Annotated in this window: 19 protein-coding genes and 1 other annotated feature; of the genes, 11 read left to right on the forward strand and 8 right to left on the reverse strand. The window is 48.1% G+C overall.

What is annotated here, in order from left to right:
* The first annotated feature begins 10 nt into the window (after window positions 1–10).
* From KNQ03_RS13160 to KNQ03_RS13180, 5 genes are all read left to right on the forward strand, one after another.
* Complete coding sequence (locus KNQ03_RS13160) at window positions 11–694, forward strand: response regulator transcription factor (protein WP_035395630.1); 684 nt, start codon at window positions 11–13, stop codon at window positions 692–694.
* Window positions 691–1,962: a sensor histidine kinase gene (locus KNQ03_RS13165; RefSeq protein ID WP_214725092.1), complete on the forward strand. Its 1,272-nt coding sequence runs from the start codon at window positions 691–693 to the stop codon at window positions 1,960–1,962. The genes KNQ03_RS13160 and KNQ03_RS13165 overlap by 4 nt, the downstream gene beginning before the upstream one ends.
* Window positions 1,963–2,029: 67 nt before the next feature.
* Window positions 2,030–3,103 carry a site-2 protease family protein gene (locus KNQ03_RS13170; protein WP_149427993.1) on the forward strand — a complete coding sequence of 358 codons (1,074 nt, stop codon included), beginning with the start codon at window positions 2,030–2,032 and terminating at the stop codon, window positions 3,101–3,103.
* A gap of 150 nt (window positions 3,104–3,253) precedes the next feature.
* Window positions 3,254–4,642: an MATE family efflux transporter gene (locus KNQ03_RS13175; protein WP_149427994.1), complete on the forward strand. Its 1,389-nt coding sequence runs from the start codon at window positions 3,254–3,256 to the stop codon at window positions 4,640–4,642.
* A 108-nt stretch (window positions 4,643–4,750) separates the two neighbouring features.
* Window positions 4,751–5,317: a 3'-5' exonuclease gene (locus KNQ03_RS13180; RefSeq protein WP_053452136.1), complete on the forward strand. Its 567-nt coding sequence runs from the start codon at window positions 4,751–4,753 to the stop codon at window positions 5,315–5,317.
* A gap of 415 nt (window positions 5,318–5,732) precedes the next feature.
* Here KNQ03_RS13180 and KNQ03_RS13185 read toward each other — a convergent pair whose 3' ends face one another.
* The 3 genes from KNQ03_RS13185 to KNQ03_RS13195 all read right to left on the reverse strand — a co-directional run bounded on the left by KNQ03_RS13185 (window position 5,733) and on the right by KNQ03_RS13195 (window position 9,895).
* The gene (locus KNQ03_RS13185) at window positions 5,733–6,848 is read right to left on the reverse strand and encodes an NADH-dependent flavin oxidoreductase (protein ID WP_058265686.1); all 1,116 of its coding nucleotides are present in this window, start codon (window positions 6,846–6,848) and stop codon (window positions 5,733–5,735) included.
* Between the two features lie 92 nt (window positions 6,849–6,940).
* A complete protein-coding gene (locus KNQ03_RS13190) occupies window positions 6,941–9,031 on the reverse strand; it encodes an MMPL family transporter (protein WP_214725094.1) in 2,091 nt (696 codons plus the stop codon).
* 69 nt (window positions 9,032–9,100) lie between these two features.
* Window positions 9,101–9,895, reverse strand: a complete 795-nt coding sequence (locus KNQ03_RS13195; RefSeq protein ID WP_082663182.1) for a hypothetical protein — start codon at window positions 9,893–9,895, stop codon at window positions 9,101–9,103.
* A 115-nt stretch (window positions 9,896–10,010) separates the two neighbouring features.
* Between KNQ03_RS13195 and KNQ03_RS13200 the strand changes: the two genes are divergently transcribed.
* Window positions 10,011–10,184, forward strand: a complete 174-nt coding sequence (locus KNQ03_RS13200; protein ID WP_023469668.1) for a YycC family protein — start codon at window positions 10,011–10,013, stop codon at window positions 10,182–10,184.
* 46 nt (window positions 10,185–10,230) lie between these two features.
* Here KNQ03_RS13200 and KNQ03_RS13205 read toward each other — a convergent pair whose 3' ends face one another.
* Both KNQ03_RS13205 and pulA read right to left on the reverse strand, forming a co-directional pair.
* Window positions 10,231–10,713 carry a site-2 protease family protein gene (locus KNQ03_RS13205; protein ID WP_058265683.1) on the reverse strand — a complete coding sequence of 161 codons (483 nt, stop codon included), beginning with the start codon at window positions 10,711–10,713 and terminating at the stop codon, window positions 10,231–10,233.
* Between the two features lie 180 nt (window positions 10,714–10,893).
* Entirely contained in the window at window positions 10,894–12,900 is a 2,007-nt protein-coding gene (gene pulA, locus KNQ03_RS13210) for a type I pullulanase (RefSeq protein ID WP_251133728.1), read from the reverse strand.
* A 111-nt stretch (window positions 12,901–13,011) separates the two neighbouring features.
* Here pulA and KNQ03_RS13215 point away from each other — a divergent pair, with 111 nt between their 5' ends.
* The gene (locus tag KNQ03_RS13215) at window positions 13,012–13,506 is read left to right on the forward strand and encodes a YajQ family cyclic di-GMP-binding protein (RefSeq protein WP_023469671.1); all 495 of its coding nucleotides are present in this window, start codon (window positions 13,012–13,014) and stop codon (window positions 13,504–13,506) included.
* Between the two features lie 109 nt (window positions 13,507–13,615).
* On the opposite strand, the gene KNQ03_RS13220 is transcribed toward KNQ03_RS13215, so the two are convergent.
* A complete protein-coding gene (locus KNQ03_RS13220) occupies window positions 13,616–14,401 on the reverse strand; it encodes a 3-hydroxybutyrate dehydrogenase (protein ID WP_029342884.1) in 786 nt (261 codons plus the stop codon).
* Between the two features lie 121 nt (window positions 14,402–14,522).
* Here KNQ03_RS13220 and KNQ03_RS13225 point away from each other — a divergent pair, with 121 nt between their 5' ends.
* The 3 genes from KNQ03_RS13225 (at window position 14,523) to KNQ03_RS13235 (ending at window position 16,576) form a co-directional block, all read left to right on the forward strand.
* Window positions 14,523–15,401, forward strand: a complete 879-nt coding sequence (locus KNQ03_RS13225) for a LysR family transcriptional regulator (RefSeq protein WP_214725096.1) — start codon at window positions 14,523–14,525, stop codon at window positions 15,399–15,401.
* A gap of 91 nt (window positions 15,402–15,492) precedes the next feature.
* Complete coding sequence (locus KNQ03_RS13230; protein WP_023469674.1) at window positions 15,493–15,906, forward strand: carboxymuconolactone decarboxylase family protein; 414 nt, start codon at window positions 15,493–15,495, stop codon at window positions 15,904–15,906.
* A gap of 76 nt (window positions 15,907–15,982) precedes the next feature.
* Window positions 15,983–16,576: a metallophosphoesterase family protein gene (locus KNQ03_RS13235; protein WP_214725099.1), complete on the forward strand. Its 594-nt coding sequence runs from the start codon at window positions 15,983–15,985 to the stop codon at window positions 16,574–16,576.
* A gap of 62 nt (window positions 16,577–16,638) precedes the next feature.
* Here KNQ03_RS13235 and KNQ03_RS13240 read toward each other — a convergent pair whose 3' ends face one another.
* Window positions 16,639–17,244, reverse strand: a complete 606-nt coding sequence (locus KNQ03_RS13240) for a hypothetical protein (protein WP_214725101.1) — start codon at window positions 17,242–17,244, stop codon at window positions 16,639–16,641.
* A gap of 30 nt (window positions 17,245–17,274) precedes the next feature.
* Window positions 17,275–18,957, reverse strand: coding sequence for an arginine--tRNA ligase (gene argS / locus KNQ03_RS13245; RefSeq protein WP_214725102.1), 1,683 nt, complete (start codon window positions 18,955–18,957; stop codon window positions 17,275–17,277).
* 60 nt (window positions 18,958–19,017) lie between these two features.
* Window positions 19,018–19,236: a binding site (T-box leader), on the reverse strand.
* A 129-nt stretch (window positions 19,237–19,365) separates the two neighbouring features.
* Here argS and KNQ03_RS13250 point away from each other — a divergent pair.
* Complete coding sequence (locus KNQ03_RS13250) at window positions 19,366–21,042, forward strand: GGDEF domain-containing protein (RefSeq protein ID WP_214725105.1); 1,677 nt, start codon at window positions 19,366–19,368, stop codon at window positions 21,040–21,042.
* Window positions 21,043–21,051: the final 9 nt, after the last annotated feature.

The following is a 21,051-nucleotide window of genomic DNA, read 5'->3' on the forward strand; positions in this document are numbered from 1 at the left end:
GAGGATGTTTATGCCAACTACCATCTTAATCGTTGAGGACGATGCGAAAATCGCACGCCTCCTTGAACTCGAACTCCAATATGCCGGGTACGCGACACGTGTCGCCCCCAACGGAAAAGATGGTCTCGCTGCCGCTGAGCATTCGGTTGATCTCGTCTTACTCGACGTGATGATGCCGGAGCTGAGCGGCTTCGAGGTGTTGCGCAGGCTCCGTGGAAAAGGTATTCATATCCCCGTCATTATGCTAACAGCACGTGGGGAAGTTTACGATAAGGTCGCAGGACTCGATCTTGGTGCGAATGATTATGTGACGAAACCGTTCGAGATGGAGGAACTCCTTGCCCGGATCCGTGCGTTACTACGCACTCCGACTTCAACTAGTAACGCATCGCGCACGTTACAGTTCGCAGATCTTGTACTCGATCTTGATCGACATGAAGCATTTCGCGATGAATTGCGACTCGATTTGACACCACGGGAGTTCGAACTCCTGACGTATTTACTGGAAAACAAAGAACATGTCCTGACACGCGAACAAATCTTAAATCGCGTCTGGGGGTACGATTACTTCGGTGAGACGAATATCGTCGACGTCTACATCCGTTACCTTCGAAAAAAAGTCGATGCTCACCCTCCTGCTTTGATCCAGACCGTTCGTGGGGTTGGTTATGTGCTGAGGGAGGCGAACCCATGAAGCTTCGAACGAAACTTGCTTTATCCGTCACCGCCTTTACGACACTTTTATTGTTGCTTTCGTTCATCGTCGTGACCTTCGTCGTCCGCAATCATTTGATTGAATCGCGTTATACCCAACTGGAACAGGCGGAGGAATTGATGGAGGATGATTCATCGGTCCGGGCATTACTGACGCTTCATGAAGATTCCGTCGTCTTATCGAACGAAGATGGACGATGGGTCATTTCAAACGATGAAGAGGATGACGACTCTTCTACCGTTAACGGAGACGTACGAGCAAGTGACCTCCCTGGTATCCCGCGCTCGAACGAACCTTTCAAGTCTGGCGATTGGTTCGGTATCGTCTATCAGGATCAAGCCTATTTATTCGAAGATGAAAGCGTCGATGATACGGTCTCGACACTCATCTTGACCTTCACCATCGTGTTGGTCGTCGGAATCGTCATCGCGTTCATCAGTAGCTTCTGGATTGCATATCAGACGCTTCGCCCGCTCAGGCAACTGAATGATACGATGCAACGGATCTCGTCTTCTGGAACGCTTGAGACTGTGCAGACCGAACGCGATGATGAGATCGGTCGCCTCGGTCATGTCTTCAATCAGATGATTGGGCGTGTCGATCAGACGATGGAACAACAACGGCAGTTCGTCGCCGATGTCTCGCATGAGATGAAGACACCGCTGACCGTCATCGAAGGGTATGCGCAATTATTGAAGCGATGGGGCAAAACGAAGCCGGACGTCCTTGATGAATCGATTGAAAATATCTTACAGGAGACGCATGCGATGCGGACGACCTTGATCGAGCCCATGCTCGAACTGTCTCGTCTCGGTTATGAAGAAACGTCTGTCGAAGAGATTGACTTAGCCGAGCTTGGGAGCGAACTCGCTGATCGGATGTATCACGCGACAGGGACGATCATCCCTGTTGATGCCTCTGGAACAATCCTGGCGAATCGCGAAGCGGTGCTACGCATCTTGACGATTTATATCGATAACGCCCTGAAATATGCCACTTCTCCTGAATTGCATCTGCGCAAGGAGCGACTCGCTGTTCTTGATCGAGGAACATCTCTAACGAACGAAGAACGTACCCGGTTATTTGACCGGTTTTACCGACTTGATGCAGCACGCGATCGTTCAGGAAGTGGACTCGGATTGTCGATTGCTGCTGCACTTGCGACGACACACCATTTTCAGGTCGGTAGTGAAGCGCGTCAGCCAGATGGCAGTTGTTTCTATCTGATTCCCGAGCAGTCTAAATGAAACTTTTTCTACATTTGTGTCGTACACTTAAGGAAGAACGTCACATGATGAAAGAAGGAATTTCACGATGGCTAAAAAACGTTGGGGTGGACTTGCTGTTGCCGGCGCCTTTCTCTTAACGAAAGGAAAGGTCATCCTTGCCTTATTGAAACTTTCGAAGTTTGGAGGCACTCTGATTTCGTTCGGAGTTTCGCTTCTCTTTTACGCTCAAGTATTCGGTGTCTGGTTCGGAGTCGGATTGCTCTATCTCCTATTCATTCATGAGATGGGACATCTACTCGCTGCGAAACGACTCGGTTTTAAAACGGGTCCCGCGATTTTCGTACCGTTCATGGGAGCCGTCATCGGAATCAAAGATACGTTCCGGACACCAAAACAAGAAGCGATTCTTGCGTACGGTGGACCACTCGCGGGTCTTGTGTCCCTGATTCCGCTTGCGATTGGATACGCTGTGACGGGAAATGACTTTTGGCTCGTCATCTTCCATCTCGGAGCTCTATTGAATCTCTTCAACCTACTTCCCGTAAGTCCGCTTGACGGCGGACGGATTCTTGCGGGACTTCCGATCATCGTTTGGGTCGCTGGTCTTGCTGCCTTGATTGCTTACGGCATCACGAACTTCAGCCTGATTCTGCTCTTGATTGCTTTCTTCGGCGGCAGTGCTGTCTGGAAACGGTATAAGTTCGCAAAACAATATGAGGCGAACCGATCGACCTTGATGTTATACCGTGCTGCACGCGAACGCGTCTTACGCGCAAAGGCGGAGCAGGAACGTGCAAACGCTGAAGTCGTTCTTGCACCGGAAGTGGAGGAAGAACAAACGGTCGAAAGTACGTACGATCCGATTGCTTGGTCGCTTCGTCTCGATTTACAAGATTTGCGACAAGCGAGTCCAGAAGAGGCACGTCAGGAAGCGGACGATCTGTTACGGTATCAATATGATGCTGCGAACGACTACGATGCGTTGTTGCGACGAATCGATCAGCGGATCGAACCGCTCCGACTCGCTGAAGAGTCGGTCCAGTATCACCAGATGCCGAAAAAACAACAAACGATCACCTTACTCGCTTACTTGGCGCTCGGTGCCATTTTATTCATTGCTTTCGAGTACTCGAAAGGGTACTTGCCTACACCATCTTAAAACGAGTTCCATCGGATGCGCTTCATGGCGCATCCTTTTTTCATGGAACGAACACATTGACTAGAGTGATTTCTTGCATCTCTTCATAGAAGCGACTACTCTGAGTAAAACCCTACTTACCACTTGTCTAAAAAAGGAGGCTCTCCTTCCATGAATAAAAACACTGCCCGTTTGGGTGAAGCACCTGTCAACCAGCTCTTACTTAGTCTCTCCTTGCCGGCAATGGTCGGGATGCTCGTCACGGCACTCTATAATATCGTCGATACGATTTTCGTCGCTCAAGGCATCGGTACGGCTGCCGTTGCCGCTGTCGGAATCGCTTTCCCCGTCCAGCTCGTGTTGATGGCAATCGCCAACTCGATTGGGATCGGGGGGGCTGCGATTGCGTCACAACGGCTTGGTCAAAAACAGACGGATGGTGCCAGTCGTGCTTATGCGAACGTCTTGATAGCGGTTTTCTTCATCAGTATGCTCGCCATCATCAGTGCTTTCATCTTCGTCGAACCGTTACTTCGTCTCTTTGGAGCGACAGATGAAATCATGCCGTATAGCATCGATTTCTTACGCGTCCTCTTGATCGGATCTCCTTTCTTCATGTTGACGATGGCGTCGAGTGCAATGTTACGCGCAGAAGGACGCGCGAACTATCAGATGCGCGTCATGTTGACGACGGTTGCCATCAACATCGTCCTGACACCTCTGTTCATCTTTGGTCTTGATTGGGGCATCCAAGGTGCTGCACTCGGGACAGTCGTTGCGCAAATCGTCGGTGCTGCACTTGTTTTCCGATTCTTCTTTACGAAACGTCGGCAAACGGGGTTAACACTCGATCGGAATGCTTTCAAACCCGATTTCCGTTTAACGTTTCGGATGATGCAAATCGGATCATCGTCGTTCATCATGCAAGTCTCCCAATCGATTTTGTTCATCACCGTCAACCACATGCTCGTCCGGTACGGGGGTACGACAGAACTAGCGACGTTTGCGGTCATCAATAAGTTCATGGCGCTTGTCGGTATGCCGATCATGGGGATCGTACAAGGGATGCAACCGATCGTCGGGTATAATTTCGGTTCTCGGCAATTTAGCCGGATGTCGCTTGCCATCAAACTCGCAATCCGTTACGGCTTATCGTTATCAATCAGCTTGTGGTTACTGATTCAACTGTTCCCCCGTTTTTGGGTCGGCTTGTTCACGGAAGAAGCAACACTGCTGCAGGAAGGCTCGAGTGCGATGCGCATCTTATTCGCTCTATCGTTCGTCTATGGGATTCAAATGATTGTCAACGGGATGTATCAATCGCTCGCCAAAGCAAAAGTCGCTTTATTCTTGTCCTTGTCACGCCAAACGTTATACACGATTCCACTCGTCCTAATCTTACCCCTGTTCTTCGGTGTCAATGGTGTCTGGTTCGCTTTCCCGATCGCTGATGCGATGGCTGTCTTGACGGCCCTTGTCTTCGCCTATAAAGATCGCGTTCTGTTATTTAAGCCGGAGGAATACGTCGCAGAGGAACAAAAAGTCGCCACCGCGAAGTGAATGGAAGAGATATCAGATCATCTGCCTTGCAGATGGTCTTTTTTGATGGACTTCTATAATACGAACATGTATTCTGTTACTAGTGAATGACAGAAAGGAGCCTGCTACATGTATACATTAGCGATTGACTTTGAAACGGCAAATCGGAATAGCCGAAGTATTTGTGCGTTTGGTTGGTCCGTTCTCTCTAACGGTCGCGTCACGGAGAGTAAACAGGTCTTAATCAATCCAGAAGAAAACTTCGATGCCGGAAACATCCGGGTTCATGGAATTCGTCCGAGTGATGTCTTCGATGCACCGACGTTACCTGAAGCGATGGAAGCACATGGCTTATACGATTTAATTGCAGGTGCTCAACTGGTCGTCGCCCACAATGCATCATTTGATATGGGGGCGCTCCAAAAAGCGATTCAAAAATACGATATGTACCAGATGCCTGCTTTCACGTACGGTTGCACGGTCAAGTTATCCCGCAAACTGTATCCGTGGTTGCCGAACCATCGATTGAATACGATGGCAGAATTCCTCAACGTCTCTTTCCAGCACCATGATGCGAAAGAGGATGCCTACGTCTGTGCCTTGCTCTTAAACGATATGTTGGAACGAACGAATCTACAGGATCCGGTCACCTTGCATACGTTTTGTGGCGTTCGGATGGGACAGGTTGCCTATTAATAAACAAAAAAATTGTAGACAACAGGGCTGACTCCAAAAAATGACGCATCTTTTCACGCCCTTTCCTCAGGCGAGACACAAGCCAGTTTTCCCGCTCTATTCGAGCAGGAAACGGGTCTCGTTTGTCTCTGACATCGCATAAATGCGCTTTTCCCTGTAGGAGTGGCGTGTGGCGCGTCATTCTTTTTATACCGAAGGATCAGAGAAGCGTTTTGTTCACTCGACATCGCTTCCTAGGGAAAAACAAGCAAGAGCGACCCTGCAGCGAAGCGAAGCGGCGCGATGCTTGTCCCAGGAAAATGATGCGAGACGAACAAAAAAGCGCAATCCTTCTCGTTAGAGAAAAATTGCACTTTACCTTCAGTCTCAAAGCACTCTAGACACGAGATCTAGAGTGCTTTTTGATGCTGTTCTATTATTTGCTTGTTTGTTTGATCGGGAACCAGCCTGGACGACTTGTGATACCTGCCCATAACGCATCTGGAACGACGAGTTCTGCTTGTGCTTCTGGATCAAGTTCGGTCCGGATTGACGCAAGGTCACCCGCTTCGACTTTCTCAACCCATTTCGGTTCCATGATCAGTTCACGACCGAGGGCGATCATTGGAACGACAGCCAAACCTTGTTCGACTTCGTCCGCTGTGTGCAACGATCCGACACCGATGACAGGTACTTGTTCGCCAACACGTTCTTGGACGAGCGTGATTGGTGATGTCGTTGCATTTTCGTCACGAATCGAACCTGCGAAGAAGTCCATCACGGAAACGTGCAAGTAATCGAGGTCTTTTTTCGCCAGCTCATCGACGAGGCGCATCGTATCATCGAGTGTGATTCCTGGATTTTCGATCTCTTCTGGAGAGAAACGGTATCCGACGATGAACGAAGGATCCTGTTTCGCGACAGCTTCGACTGCATCCACGACCGCTAATGGGAAGGCGAGACGTTTTTCTAAGCTACCGCCCCATTTGTCTTCGCGACGGTTTGAGTGTGGTGAGAAGAATTGTTGAATCAAGTACGTGTTCGCACCGTGAATCTCAACACCATCAAATCCAGCTTCCATCGCACGACGTGTCGCTTGACCGAATGCTTCAACGATTGCTTCAACTTCTTCTGCCTCTAATGCACGAGGTGTCATTGCCCCTTCACGTACGGGTGCGACAGCACTTGCACTGACTGTTTGCCCACCGACGAGTTCTGGTGGTGCCATGCGACCAGCGTGGAAGATTTGTAAGATCGCTTTTGCGCCTTTATCTTGAATCGTTTTTGCAAGTCGCTTCAGACTTGGAACGAGATCGTCACGATGCGCACCGAACTCATTCGGGAATCCTTGACCGTCTGCCGTGACGTTCGCACATGCTGTAATGACCGCACTGACGCCGCCTGAACGTTCCGCATAGTACGCGAGTTCCGCATCCGATACTTCGCCGTTCTCTTGTGCCGCATAGTTCGTCATCGGTGCCATCAAGACGCGGTTTTTCAGCGTCACACCGTTTGGTAATGTAAATGGTTCAAACATTGCTTGAGTTGCCATGAGTGAAGTGCCTCCTCTAATTTCTTGAATTGAATATCGACAGTATACGCTCGTCTTCCTCTGAATAGCTACTGATGTGCTTACGTGATGTGTCACTTGCGGATCGCTTTACGACGACCACCCGGCCACCACCAGTTCCAGTGACCAAATAGTTTCATCAGTGCGGGGACGAGTAGCATCCGGACGATCGTAGCATCAATAAATATCGCAAGCGCGATACCGACGCCAAGTTGTTTAATTGGACTGACGCCCGTGAAGGCAAACGCCCCTGTGACGACGATCATGATCAAGGCAGCAGACGTAATGATTTTACTCGTCTTCGCAAGCCCCATCTCGGTCGCGTAATCGTTATCGCCTGTCTCGTCATAATACTCTTCCATTCGCGAGACGAGGAACACTTCATAATCCATCGATAAACCAAAGACGAGTGAGAAGATGAAGACCGGTGTCAGAATGCCGATCGTCTCCTGCGGAAGAACTGCGCCGGACTCGAACAAGATGACGAGTAATCCGAATGTCGCTCCTAGACTAAGCAAATTCATCAGAATCGCCTTGATTGGGATCAAGATGGACCGGAACGCAATCAGCAGGATGATGAATGTCGCCAAAACGACGACACCGACTGCTAGTGGGAGTTTCGATTCAATGGCATCATAAATTTCCTGATTGAAGGCTGCCGGTCCCCCGACAAGATAACCGTCCGCTTGCATCTTTCGCACCCAGTCTTGCGAAGCAGCATCGCCGGGATCTCCTTTTAAGTTAACATCAATTCGTGCTTGGTCGTTCTCTGATAGAAATGCCGTCAAAGCTTCGCGCCCGGCCGGAACAGCGACTAACTGCTCGAGCGTCACTTGTTGCTGTTCGGCAATCGTTGCGGCGGATACGACGGAACGTACATCGGGATCCGACTCGAGTCGAATCGTCACGTCTTCGATTTTTTCTCGTCCCACCTCTGAGGAAGCATCAGCAGATAAAATGAGGACGGCGTCCGTTCCATCGTTTCCGAATGTTTTTTCCCACGACTCAAAGGCGAGACGCGACGGATACGATTCCGGTAAAGCGGTCGCTTGCGGAATGTTCAACGTCAAATCACGTAACGGCAATAAACAAGGTAACAACAGCAATAAGGACAAAATCGTGACTGCGACCGGGCGCTTCATGACGAAACGAGCGAGGCGACGCCAACGATCTTCACTACGACCTGCTCGCTGCCGGAAGAGTCGTCCTTTCTCTAACACCTTCCCGAAAACGATCAATAGTGCCGGTAGTAACGTTAATGCACTGACGACTGCCCCGAGGACCGAAACGAGCGTCCCGATCGCAACAGCGCGGAAGACATCCACATCAATCAGCAATAGCCCGGCAAGTCCGACGAATACACAGATTCCGGAAAATAAAATTGAACGCCCTGCCGTCTCGACCGAACGGATCGCCGCCTTCCGAATATCTTGTCCGTCCTGCCGTTCTTCGCGAAATCGATTGACGTATAACAGCGAAAAATCAATTCCGAGCGCCAGCGAAATCATCGCGACCGCATTCAAGACGAAGATTGATAACTCTTGTTGCCCGGCGACGAAATAAAGAACACCGGCACCAAAGACAAAAGTAACGAGTCCCATGATCAACGGTAGGATGGCGGCAACCGGAGTACCGAAAACGAGTAGCAAGACGATCAACGCTGCTGGAATTCCAATCAACTCAGCCCGGATGAGATCATTTTTCGACGCTGTATTCAAATCATCGACGACGACTGGTTCACCCGTTAGTCGAATCGTTCCGGTATCATCCAGTTGACGTGTGACCGCAGCTGCCCATTTCGCATCAAGTGTCGGTACCCCGACCGTCACGTATCCCTTATCGTTCCGAATCGCTCGCGGATTTTCAACAGGACCAGTGACGTTCCCGACACCTTTGATATCACGGAAGCGCTCGACATGTTCCACCATCGTTTGTTGTAGATTCTCTTGATTTTCAAATAGAACGATGATCGTATGCGGATCCTGACCGAAGTCTTGATCGAGTACTGTCTCGACGCGTTGAAAATCACCGTCACGCGTAAATCCGTTTCCTTCTAGCCGATCGGGTAGTTGATAAGCGAAATATCCAAGCACGACGAGCAGGATTGCCCAAACAATCAACACTCCTCGAAAATACGTACTCATCAGATGACCAAGCCGTTGCATGATGCGTCCCCTTTCTGTATAAACGTACAAAAAACATCCTTCTTGCTGAAAAGCGAAAAGGATGTTTCATTACGTCTTTTGAAAAATTTGAACCCATGTGTTGCCGAATGTCGCCGATGTCGATACGATCGCAAGACGTCGCGCCTCTTCATCGAGTAACACACTTTTGAGTAAAACGGAGGAATGACATCCCTCGAACTTATATTTCAGCTGACTCTTCTCATACAAGTAAAAACGAGATGAATCGGTGATCGAAAACAATTGGTGCCGGTGATCAACGAGCGAGTACTCCGCGTAATCTGAAAAAGGAATGATCGATTCCTGATTCGTCGCAGCGTCCCAAATCACATACCGTTCTTTTAGATCATCATAAGAAATGATCGTCGTAGGTGCGATGAATCGTTCGAACGTCAAACGTGTATCATATCCTCGCTCCACTAAGCGTCCGAACAGTGGCGCCTCTTCATAATTTGAGTACCGCCAGTCCCCTGTTTGAACGTTCACACAGACGACGTCTGTTTCTGCCGTGTACAGGAAGATCTCATCATCTTGCCACAAGAATAAATTACTGAACCATGCCTCGGAAAAAGCAGCGGGTCGCTTGATATAATCTAAATGCCCTTGCTCTAAATCTAGTAAACCAAAATAAGCTGACTCTTCAAATACGATGAACAATCGTCCACCGCCTGGCTCAATGTACCAGGAGAATGGAACATACGCACATGCTGTTTCCCATAGTGGTCTTAAATCCGCATCACATTTCATAAATCCGTGGCGATCTCGAAAAAGAAGCAAATCCTCCCCGATTCGATCAAACAGTGAGACGGATTCATGGAGTAACAGCTCTGCAGCAGGTTTATACATATGCATCACTTCCTACTTCATACGGTATCAACCTTCTCAGTTTCTCGCTACTATTGATGCGCTCGGCTTGCACCTCCTGTTATACTAACTTCATGGAAAAAGGAGGACGAACACGATGAAACCTTTACAATTATCAGCAGAGACGGCTGTCGAACTCGCAAAACGTCTGAACGTACCACTTGAACAACTGATGCATATGCCGCGCCATATCTTGATTCAAAAGCTCGTCGAACTCGAGCAGGAACAAGCGAAAACAGAATCGGATTCGTCTAGCGAATCGGAATCCTGAGTAAAAAGCCTCTTTTCCAATGACGGAAGGAGGCTTTAATCTTCGTTTAAGATTGTGGATGATAGTCTGATTTACCGTAACGGAAGACATTGATGATTGCTTTTCCGTCACTCGGATAACCATTCGGATGATCGATCGGGAAGAGGGAGAAAAAGACGAAATAAAACGAGAAATACGCAAATTGGTACGTAAAAATCGACGCCTCGAACACGCCGGCATAAATAAGACCATTTACGACTAAGATACTCACCAAGTTCGCGATCGATCCACCAGCATAGACCATGATATTAGCAAACTTCGTTTCGTGACGTAGCGCCTCATATTGACACCATCCATCCCAAAAATAAACACGATTCAGTCGAATTGGACCAACACGAAGCAATGATTTGCCTGAACCAATATTGATTTCCATGTTTCCACCGAACAATCGGGCAAAAAAGTAATGACCCATCTCATGAATCAATGTCACGATAGGTAGCAGTAAAAAGAACGATAAAAAGAATTTCCATAAATCACCGAAACCGAACATACAACGTACACCCTCTCACTTCAAAACAACATCTTAAATACTACATATAATTTTCCCGAAAGATGTATCTTCAAACAATGTTTCGATGATTTTCGCAAGTCAATTGCATGACAGACTGACATCGGACTGTCATCCACGTAAAAAAAGGACGAAGTCTTATAGCGCTTCGTCCTTCTTGATTTAATCGGTTTTCTTACGACGTTTGTTCGCTGCGTACAACAATCCGATAATTGTCAGTGCTGCACCACCTGCCACCGCATACTTCTTGTAGTCCGCTTTTCGTTCGGCGATGACCGTCGTCGTCAATGCTGGAACGACCAACTGTTTCTCTTCATGCAGTCGTGGTGCGTGCAACTTAACTGCACCCGACTCAACCAATACCTCGAATTCACCGTTTGGCAATTCAATCGTGATATCCTCTTCCGTCGCATTATGGTAGACGCGCTGTCGTTCGATGTATCCTTCATAGGTGCGCTTCAGTTCAAAGGCAATGACACCTTCCCCTTCTTCGAGGAAACGAAGATGCTTCTTGATCATCGATGCGTTTGCGAGACGGAACATCGGATACTGACGACGAAGGGCAATTAATCCTTTGACGTACTCGACGGCCGGACGCTCTGTTTCTGCCCGTTCATAATCGAGACGATTGACGACCTCTCCGGCATTGAAGCTGTCACGAACACCGTCCTTCGTCCGGAAAAACTCTTGTCCGGCATGAAGGAATGGAATCCCTTGTCCCGTCAAGATGATCGCATTCGCGAGCATTTGCCGTTTCCGGCGAATCTCTTCCGTATCCTCTGGGCGAGACACCGTTAATTTATCCCAAATCGTCAAATCATCGTGAGCTTCGACATACGAGACGACCTGATTCGGCTCATCAGCAAATCCTTGTGAAGAGACGTTACCAGCGATTCCCCGTTTGACTTCACTCGTCCGGTCGAATGCCCCGCTGATGAAACCACGGTCTTCCGGCGTTTGAACATCTCCTTTGACCCCGTCTCGTAAACCGTTATTGAAGTGAGCGATTCCTGGCATTTTCGGTGCATTGAAGTAGTTCGCTTTTTCTTCTGGATCAAGTGGCGTATCGAGATCCCAACCTTCACCGATGATCAGAATCGACGGATCAATCCGGTCAAGTGCATGGCGCACCTGATTCATTGTCTCGACATCATGAAGTCCCATCAAATCGAATCGGAAACCATCCAGATGGTATTCTTTCGCCCAGTACGTCACACAATCAAGAATGAACTTTCGCATCATCAGACGTTCAGATGCCGTATCATTTCCACAGAAACTACCATTTGAGAGACTACCATCCGCCTCTTGACGATAGAAGTATCCAGGAACGAACTGACCGAGCGGAACCGTTGCTGCATCATACGTATGATTGAAGACGACGTCCATGATGACACGGATCCCGCGATCGTGTAACGCTTGTACCAATTGTTTTAATTCAAGAATCCTCGTTCGTGGATCATCTGGATTCGACGAGTATGAACCTTCCGGCGCAAAGTAGTTCACCGGGTCATACCCCCAGTTATAGTTATCCGGGTCGTTCGGCGCTGTCTCATTGACTGAGCCAAAATCATAGATCGGCAGTAACTGGACATGTGTCACACCGAGATCCGCTAAATAATCAAGTCCTGTTAATCCGCCATTTGGTGTCCGTGTCCCTGCTTCCGTCAGCCCAGCGAACGTACCACGTGCGACGACACCACTAGCCGGATGACTCGTTGCATCGCGTACATGTAATTCATACACAACTGCGTCTTGCGAAGAATGGAACAGTGGGCGTTCTTCGATCCATCGTTCTGGTGTCACACTTGTCGGGTCGATCAACGCACCGCGTTTTCCATTCGTTCCGACGGCTTTCGCATACGGATCGACCGCCTCGACCTTTTGTCCGTTGATGCTCGCTTGAAACGTATAGAAATAACCTTCATATGCCGCTCGATCGAGTTCAACGACGTACGTTCCCCGTTCGCCTGCCACCATCTCGACCTCTTCGACTTTTCGTGCGCGTAGTGTCTTGTAGAGACGAATCACGACACGTTCTGCCGTCGGCGCCCATAAGCGCACGCGAATCGCTGTCTCTGAGAAGGTCGCTCCTAAATCATTTCCACTATAGGCAAATCGCTCATCCAGTTCTTGCGGTGTGAGCGTCAACATGTCTGCTGTTTGTTTCAAAGCTAAGCACCCCTTTCATTTCATGGTTTTTATTATAACAAAATTTCAAAGCAGTGGACGCTTCCGGTATTCCTCTCTAAAATAGAGAGTGGAATGAAAGGGGAGATTAACATGGCAGCAAAAGATAATTCATTTGATATCGTGTCACAAATCAACATCGAGGAAGTCAAGAATGCCGTTCAGATCGCACTAAAAGAAATCACGAACCGCTTCGACTTCAAAGGTTCAAAGAGCGACATGAAGCTCGAAAAAGAGGATTTGATTCTAATCTCAGATGACGATTTCAAACTCGATCAAGTCAAAGATGTCTTAACAGCAAAATTGATCAAGCGCGAAGTCCCGACCAAAAACCTGCAGTACGAAAAAGTCGAGCAGGCTGCTGGGAATACGGTTCGCCAACGTGTCATCCTTAAGAGCGGGATTGATCGTGACGATGCGAAAAAGATCAACAATGCCGTCAAGGAATCGAAATTAAAAGTGAAGACACAGATCCAAGATGATCAAATCCGTGTCACAGGTAAATCACGTGACGACCTACAACAAGTCATGCAAATCGTTCGTGAACTTCCGTTATCGGTCGACGTTCAGTTCATTAACTTCCGTTAATCCACTCACGTCAAATTAGCTGAACGTTTTTGTTCAGTCCATCAAACAAAAAAGGGAGGTGCTTTCTGGATTGTATCCAAAAAGTACCTCCCTTCATTTATATCGTTGCTTACTGCGCTGTATAACCACCATCGAGAACGACAGCTTGACCCGTGACACCTGCTGCTTTGTCACTTGCAAGGAAAATAGCGTAATCCGCGATTTCTTTGACTTGGAGTAACCGTTGTTGCGGGACAAGTGGATAGATGACTTCTTCTAATACACGTTCGAGTGGTACATTCCGTGTTTCAGCGAGCGAAGACAATTGGTTTTGGACGAGTGGTGTATCGACATATCCTGGGCAAATCGCGTTGACCGTGATACCTGAAGTTGCTCCTTCTAATGCTGCGACTTTCGTTAAACCGATGACGCCGTGTTTCGCACTGTTATAAGCAGCTTTCCCTGCAAAACCAATCAATCCGTTGATCGATGACATGTTCAAGATTCGTCCAGAGCCTTGTTTTTTCATGATCGGGAAGACATATTTCGTATAAAGGAATGGTGCACGAAGCATGATGCTTTGAAGCAAGTCGAATTTCTCAGTCGAGAACTCTTCGATTGGTGAGACGTGTTGCATACCCGCATTGTTGATGACGATATCAATCGTTCCGTAGTGTGCGACAGTCTGTTCGATACTTGATTTGATTGCCTCTTCATTCGTCACATCACCTGCGACGGCAAACGCATCGAAGCCTTTTTCACGAAGTGTTTCAGCAGAGCGTTTTGCAGCTTCTTCCTGAAGATCGACGATGACGACCTTCGCACCTTCTTGAGCGAATTCTTCAGCAATCTCAAGACCGATTCCGCTTGCTGCTCCTGTAATTAATGCAACTTTTCCTTCGAGTTGTTTCATCATGATGGATTCCTTCTTTCTTTATCTTTACGTGTTCGGTCTCTTTACTGTACGCTGATTGAAAGAATAATAAAAATGAATACTTGTTATGACATCTATAACTCAAAAGAATAGGAGAATACTGATGGATTTCCGCCAACTGGAATACTTTACGGAAGTGGCACGCTTCAAAAGCTTCACTCGTGCCGCTGAACATCTCCACGTCACGCAACCGACACTCAGTAAAATGGTCCGTCACTTAGAAGAAGAACTTGAGATGGAATTGTTCGATCGGAGTAAACGACAAATCGTCCTGACGGATGCCGGTGAGACCTTATTGATTGAAGGTGAAAAGATTCTGCGGCAGTTATCTGACCTGCCTTCCCACCTCTATGACGTCATGCATCTGACGAAGGGAACGATTCGGCTCGGTGTGCCCCCACTGATCGGTTCGCTGTTTTTCCCGGGTCTCCTGCGTCGCTTCGAAGAGATGTATCCGATGATTCAAATCGAATTAATCGAAGCCGGTGGGCATGCGCTAGAAAAAGCGGTCGTCGCCGGTGAAGTCGATTTGATCGCAACGGTGCTGCCTTCGGATGAGCATTTAACGACACACCCCTTCATTGAAGAAGAATTGCATTTGTTTTTACCAAATGATCACCCACTCGCTGATCGGTCGATGATTGCGTTAGAGGAAGTCACCGACATGCCGTTCGTCTTGTTCAATGAAACGTTCTCACTCCACGATGTTGTCTTGAACGCCTGCCAAGATGCCGGATTTACGCCTAACGTGTCTCGGGTGAGCTCGCAGTGGGACTTCTTATGTTTACTAGTCGCAGAAGGAAATGCCGTGACTGTCCTGCCGCGTTCGATCGCGGATCGCTTTTCGATTCGTGGCGTCAAAACGATTCCGCTTGAAACACGAGTCCCGTGGCACTTAGGAATCGCCGTTCCGACCGGTCGCTATCAATCGTACGTGACGCGGAAATGGATTCAATTCGTCAGCGATATATATTCCAAATAAGCATACTTTTCATAAAAACCATGTATTTGTAGAATGGAAATTCTTCCTTTACGATGAGAACATCGTTAAAAAAGAAAGGAAGTCCTTTACCATGGCAACTCATTTTGAATCACGTCACGAAACAGGCGTTAAAAAACTCAGCGAATTCACAGACGCAAACGCTGCACAATCGACGCATGACAAAATCTCTGAATCCCTGAAAGATATCGCTCCAGCAGTCGGTGAGTGGATCACGGATTTCGCATACGGTGAAGTTTACAGCCGCGATGGTCTCGTCAACCGTGACCGCGCAATCGTTACGATTGCTTCTCTCGTCACACAAGGTACAGAACCACAGCTTGCTCTCCACATCAATACTGGATTGACAGCTGGTTTAACAGGAAACGAAATCGTCGAAGCTATCATGCATCTTGTTCCTTACACTGGATTCCCACGTGTCTTGAACGCACTTGAAGTCGCAAAAGTCGTCTTCGCAGAACGTGGCGTCACAGTCGAAACAGAATAAGATCCGTACGACTTAATTGAAAAAAGATGGGCATGACGCATTTTCGGGTATCTCCTTAACAAAGGAGTGGTCGATCATGCGTTATGCCCTTTTTGCGGATCTTCACAGCTCAGTAGCCGACACAGCGGCTGTCCTAGCTGACATACGGCGGCTCGCTCCCGATGCGCATTTGTTTTGTCTCGGTGATGTTCATGAATGCCATGTCGGTAAAAAGCGAGCAAAGCGCTATTCTTTCGAATCGCTCTCCCTCGTCGTGACGCTCGATGATGATTTTTTAAAGCTGATTGATTTTAAGACGTTACTTGGTAATCAAGAAGAGCGCATCCTGTCGCTCGTTCCACCGCATCTATCTCCTGTCATCGATGTATTACGCGATTGCCCTCGAAAACAACGCATCGAGGGGGCATTGTTGATTCATGGAGACCAACTCAGTTGGTCGCGGGATTTTCTACCCGACCTGTCACAACAACGCGAACCGTTACTCTTTTTTGGTCATAGTCATATCAGAGGTTTGTTTCGAAATGGCATCGCCAAACCGAGCCCACTAGGTCAAACTTTATCCATCAAAGGAGGACGGTATGCCGTCAATCTAGGTCCCGTCGTGTTCGAACGAGAATGGTGTCTTTACGATTCAGAGCAACAAACGATCGTGTTCTATCAGGCGAAGTAAGAAGATACGACAAAAGCCGTCGGGCACAGGGCTCGACGGCTTTTGTTCGTGTATCTTATTGATCAGAGATAACGGACAAGCGATGCCTTGACGACATCCACTTGTGTGAAGTTCGTCTCTTCCGCGAATGTTTCGATGACTTGACGGACATCCCCTTGACGACGTACGAAGCTCGTCGGGACTGGTGTCGTACCGACAAGTTGCTCATGCAGACTCGTCAATCGATGATCATCGATGATCGTCGTCATCAAATCAAGGAACAGGAGAACATGCAGACGGTTCAAATAATCCCATGGTTTGTCTTCCGAACGGAATTCATTACGAGCGAGCCATTTTTTCAATCCGATCGCATCGATTTGACTCAACGTCTCTGTCGTACGTGCTGACTTCCAAAGCGTCAACAGTTCACCCAGTTTTTTCCGTGTCTGTTTCTTACGCATGAAGAATTCAAAATTGTCTTTCGTCCGTAATGCGTCTCCTTCAATCGGAGCAATCAAATCGGCTTCCGGCGCCGTCACGAAATCGTGAACGAAATCGACAGACTCTCCCGGTAACCAAGCAGCGACTTTCCCGTGAAACTCAGCCATGAAGGCGACCGTTTCTGCCAAAGGCTCCTGCTTCATCTGTGAAGCAGCTTGCTGTAATCGTTCTTTCGTCTCAGTCTTCATAATCTACCTCTTCTTATTCGTGGATTGGTCTTACATTTCTTCTGGAGCGCCGACACCAAGCAAACGAAGACCCTCTGTCAAGACGATCGTGACAGACTTGACGAGTGCAAGACGCGATTGTTTTGCTGCGTCATCTTCGAGAACACGGACGTGTCCGTAGTATTTATTGAAGCTTTGTGCAAGATCTAAGACGTAACGGCTGATGATTGATGGCTCACGACGTGTGAACGCGCGATCGATGACCGTCGAGAATTGGTTTAGCATCGAGACGACACCCCATGCATGATCATCTGCACTACCAGCGAATGGTGTTCCATCATAGCCACCTTTACGGAGCAATGAGTGCGCACGGGCATTCGTGTACTGGACATACGGTCCTGTTTCGCCTTCGAATTTCAACATCTGCTCAAGATCGAACTCGATGTTGTTCATCCGTTCGTTCTTCAAGTCATGGAAGATGACCGCGCCAACACCAACTTGGCGAGCCGTGGCTTCGGCATTCGCTAAGTTCGGATTTTTTTCCGCGATGTTTTGCTTCGCAACATCGATTGCTTCTTGTAGTACTTCTTCAAGCAAGACGATCCGACCTTTACGCGTCGACATTTTCTTTCCGTCCTTCATGATCAAACCGAATGGGACATGGTGCATTCCGTCGACGTTTTCGAATCCAAGTTTCTTCAAGACTGCGAACAATTGCTTGAAGTGAAGCGCTTGTTCCCCACCGACGACGTAGAACGCTTGCTCAAAGCGGTACGTTTCAAGACGATAGACGGCAGCTGCTAAGTCACGTGTCGCATAAAGCGTTGCGCCATCTTTCTTTTTAATCAAGGCAGGTGGCATACCTTCTGCTTCGAGGTCGACGACCATTGCCCCTTCTGATTCGACGAGGAGATCTTTTTCTTCGAGCAAATCGATGACGTGTTGCATCTTATCGTTGTAGAAGGCTTCTCCGTTCAAACTATCGAATTTAACACCAAGCATCTCATAGACACGGTTGAACTCAACGAGTGAGACTTCACGGAACCACGTCCAAAGAGTTGTCGCCTGCTCATCACCTTGTTCGAGTTTTTTGAACCAGAGACGTCCTTCGTCCTCAAGTGCCGGATTTGTTTCCGCTTCTTCGTGGAACCGGACGTATAATTTCAACAATTCCTTGATTGGTTCTGCACGGACCGCTTCTTCCTCACCCCACATCGTGTAAGCGACCATCAATTTCCCGAACTGAGTTCCCCAGTCCCCTAAGTGGTTGACACCGACGACGTCGTACCCTTTTTTACGCGAAATCTGGTTGAGCGCGTTCCCGATGACTGTCGAACGCAAGTGACCCATCGAGAAGGGTTTCGCGATGTTTGGTGATGAAAAATCAGTGACGATCGTTTTCCCGTTGGCTTCACTTGATCCGAACGCCTCTTTTTCCGTCAAAACTTGGTTGACGATTTCTTGCGAGACGACATCCCGGTTCAAGAAGACGTTGATGTAAGGACCAACAGCTTGAACGTTCGAGAACAACGGCGCGTCAATTTTTTCTGCGAGCTCCGAAGCAATCATGTTCGGTGCTTTACGGAATGCTTTAGCGAGCATGAAACATGGGAATGCTAGATCTCCATGATCTTCATGTTTCGGTTGCTCAATCAGTTGTTCGATTTGTTCAACTGATAAGGCACCTTCCATGACTTGATGTAATACTTCTGCATACTGCGCTTTATAACTCATCTTTATTTCCTCCTGCTTCACTGATTTTTTGGCAATAAAAAACGCCCCTTGCGCCACGCGCAAAGAGACGGAATGACCGCGGTACCACTCTTCTTGGTGTCATTTCGACACCCACCTTGTTTGGGGATAACGGGGTTCCCCCGGCTACGCCTTTTCCTTCTGGAATCGGGCAGCGTCTCAGAAGTGCGCTTCACGACCGGTTCGTCCTCAGGCTTCCACCATTCCCTGATTCGCTAGTTGACGAATATCAACCGTTACTCTCTTCATCATTGACTGTATTCGATATCTTTCACATTATACGCAATTCTTTCTTTTCTCTCAACCTTATTTTTTTGGTAAATGGCTCATCAAAATTTCCACAATTCGGGTATAGGAATAAAAGATACTTCTCAGGGGGAGGGATGTTTCATGCGCTACTACCAACATGTAGCCCGGACGAGCTGGATCGTCTTCGGTCTCGTCGCCTTGACATTATTAGTGATCGGCATCGTTCATCCACCAACCTTCCATCCTTCTGTCTCCATCATCAACACTCTTTATTTATTCGGACTCGTTCTCCTGTTTCAGTTCGATAATGTCCGTCGTGGTGGCATTTACTATACATTCCAAGAAGGCATCATCTTATTTTTATTCCTCAATTACGGTTTAACGTACGCCTTGATTTTAAGCCAAGTCGGTATTCTCGTCTTTCAATTCATGTCTCACCGAAAAGCGATTCGTTGGAAACGTTTCGTTTATCTCTACCCGATCAACGCCTTGTTCGATTTAGTCTACATCTCGCTTCCGGCCTTTGCGTATTATGCGCTCGGCGGACCAATCGGCTCAAACTTTACGTATACGAAAGCCTTACTCCCTTTCATCGGCTTTTTGATCACCGTCTTCCTTGTCTCTTATTTCCAATGTCTGTTCGTCAATCGCTTCCTCTACTTGAAATACGATTGGCAACGTCTCGTAAAACTTCAGTCCCTCGTCTACGGGATTAGCATGTTAAGTGCTCTACTTGGAATCTGGTTCTACGATGAAAGTCCGCTCGTCGCGGCTACAGTTTCCGCATTGATTCTCTTTTTGTTCAAACGTCTGTTGCAAGAGCGTGGTGACTCCCTTGAAGCAAACGATAATGCCAAGCGATTTGATGATGCGAAGGAACACTTGTTGATTTCCCGCTTCGAGCGCGAGACGATCGATTCGTTGCTCCTCGATTTACCGCATCTATTGCCGTTTTCTGAAGGTTGGATCTCGATTCAACAACAGCGGAAACAAGTCATCTATAACATCCGGACGAAACAACCGATCGACGTGTTACCACTGTTTCATTCCTTGTCAGCCGACGATTTGCATACCCCAATCATCTATGGGTTGCGTTGCGACTGGGGAAACGATATTCAAATTGGATTGCCTGTCGATCGTCACTCGATGCTAGCGATTCCTTCGATTACGAGCGGAGAGGTCGATGTTTCGATCATCCTGTTCCATCAAGTCGCAGACGCCTATGATGTGACAAATGCCGACGAATTATCTCGTTTGCTCCGTATCTTTTGTCGCGTCTTAGAACGCTCACGTGAAACGGTCCAACTCTATACGGAAAGTCGGACCGATGCCTTGACCGAATTACCGAATAGTCGTGCTTTTTATGAACACGGTCGGCAGGAATTTGCCGCTGACTGCTATCCGCTCTCCGTGATCCTGTTCGATATCGATCATTTCAAACGTGTCAATGATACGTACGGTCATAAAGTGGGCGATCTCGTCCTTCGTGAACTCGGTCGACGTATCCAGGCGATCCAATTGCAATATGATGATGTCTTTGCTGCTCGTTATGGTGGGGAGGAATTCGTACTTCTGTTGCGAAATGGTAGTCAAGAGGCTGCTATCCAGATTGCCGAGACGGTCCGCCATGCGGTCATGGATCGTCCCTTCCTCGTCGATGGTCACCGACTGTCCTTAACGGTCAGCCTCGGAATTGACACAGTGGAGGAAAGATATCAACGAACGTTCGAAGAATCACTCCGTCAAGCCGACCATGCACTCTATGTCGGCGGAAAACACAACGGACGCAATTGTACCGCGCATTATGCAAATCTTTGAAAGGTCGTG

The organism is Exiguobacterium sp. s143, assembly GCF_018618895.1.
Taxonomy (GTDB): Bacteria; Bacillota; Bacilli; order Exiguobacteriales; family Exiguobacteriaceae; genus Exiguobacterium_A; species Exiguobacterium_A abrahamii.

Coding starts and splice junctions, on each gene's coding strand:
- KNQ03_RS13160 (WP_035395630.1), top strand. CDS start 11: ATGCCAACTACCATCTTAATCGTTGAGGACGATGCGAAAATCGCACGC.
- KNQ03_RS13165 (WP_214725092.1), top strand. CDS start 691: ATGAAGCTTCGAACGAAACTTGCTTTATCCGTCACCGCCTTTACGACA.
- KNQ03_RS13170 (WP_149427993.1), top strand. CDS start 2,030: ATGGCTAAAAAACGTTGGGGTGGACTTGCTGTTGCCGGCGCCTTTCTC.
- KNQ03_RS13175 (WP_149427994.1), top strand. CDS start 3,254: ATGAATAAAAACACTGCCCGTTTGGGTGAAGCACCTGTCAACCAGCTC.
- KNQ03_RS13180 (WP_053452136.1), top strand. CDS start 4,751: ATGTATACATTAGCGATTGACTTTGAAACGGCAAATCGGAATAGCCGA.
- KNQ03_RS13185 (WP_058265686.1), bottom strand. CDS start 6,848: ATGGCAACTCAAGCAATGTTTGAACCATTTACATTACCAAACGGTGTG.
- KNQ03_RS13190 (WP_214725094.1), bottom strand. CDS start 9,031: ATGCAACGGCTTGGTCATCTGATGAGTACGTATTTTCGAGGAGTGTTG.
- KNQ03_RS13195 (WP_082663182.1), bottom strand. CDS start 9,895: ATGTATAAACCTGCTGCAGAGCTGTTACTCCATGAATCCGTCTCACTG.
- KNQ03_RS13200 (WP_023469668.1), top strand. CDS start 10,011: ATGAAACCTTTACAATTATCAGCAGAGACGGCTGTCGAACTCGCAAAA.
- KNQ03_RS13205 (WP_058265683.1), bottom strand. CDS start 10,713: ATGTTCGGTTTCGGTGATTTATGGAAATTCTTTTTATCGTTCTTTTTA.
- KNQ03_RS13215 (WP_023469671.1), top strand. CDS start 13,012: ATGGCAGCAAAAGATAATTCATTTGATATCGTGTCACAAATCAACATC.
- KNQ03_RS13220 (WP_029342884.1), bottom strand. CDS start 14,401: ATGATGAAACAACTCGAAGGAAAAGTTGCATTAATTACAGGAGCAGCA.
- KNQ03_RS13225 (WP_214725096.1), top strand. CDS start 14,523: ATGGATTTCCGCCAACTGGAATACTTTACGGAAGTGGCACGCTTCAAA.
- KNQ03_RS13230 (WP_023469674.1), top strand. CDS start 15,493: ATGGCAACTCATTTTGAATCACGTCACGAAACAGGCGTTAAAAAACTC.
- KNQ03_RS13235 (WP_214725099.1), top strand. CDS start 15,983: ATGCGTTATGCCCTTTTTGCGGATCTTCACAGCTCAGTAGCCGACACA.
- KNQ03_RS13240 (WP_214725101.1), bottom strand. CDS start 17,244: ATGAAGACTGAGACGAAAGAACGATTACAGCAAGCTGCTTCACAGATG.
- argS (WP_214725102.1), bottom strand. CDS start 18,957: ATGAGTTATAAAGCGCAGTATGCAGAAGTATTACATCAAGTCATGGAA.
- KNQ03_RS13250 (WP_214725105.1), top strand. CDS start 19,366: ATGCGCTACTACCAACATGTAGCCCGGACGAGCTGGATCGTCTTCGGT.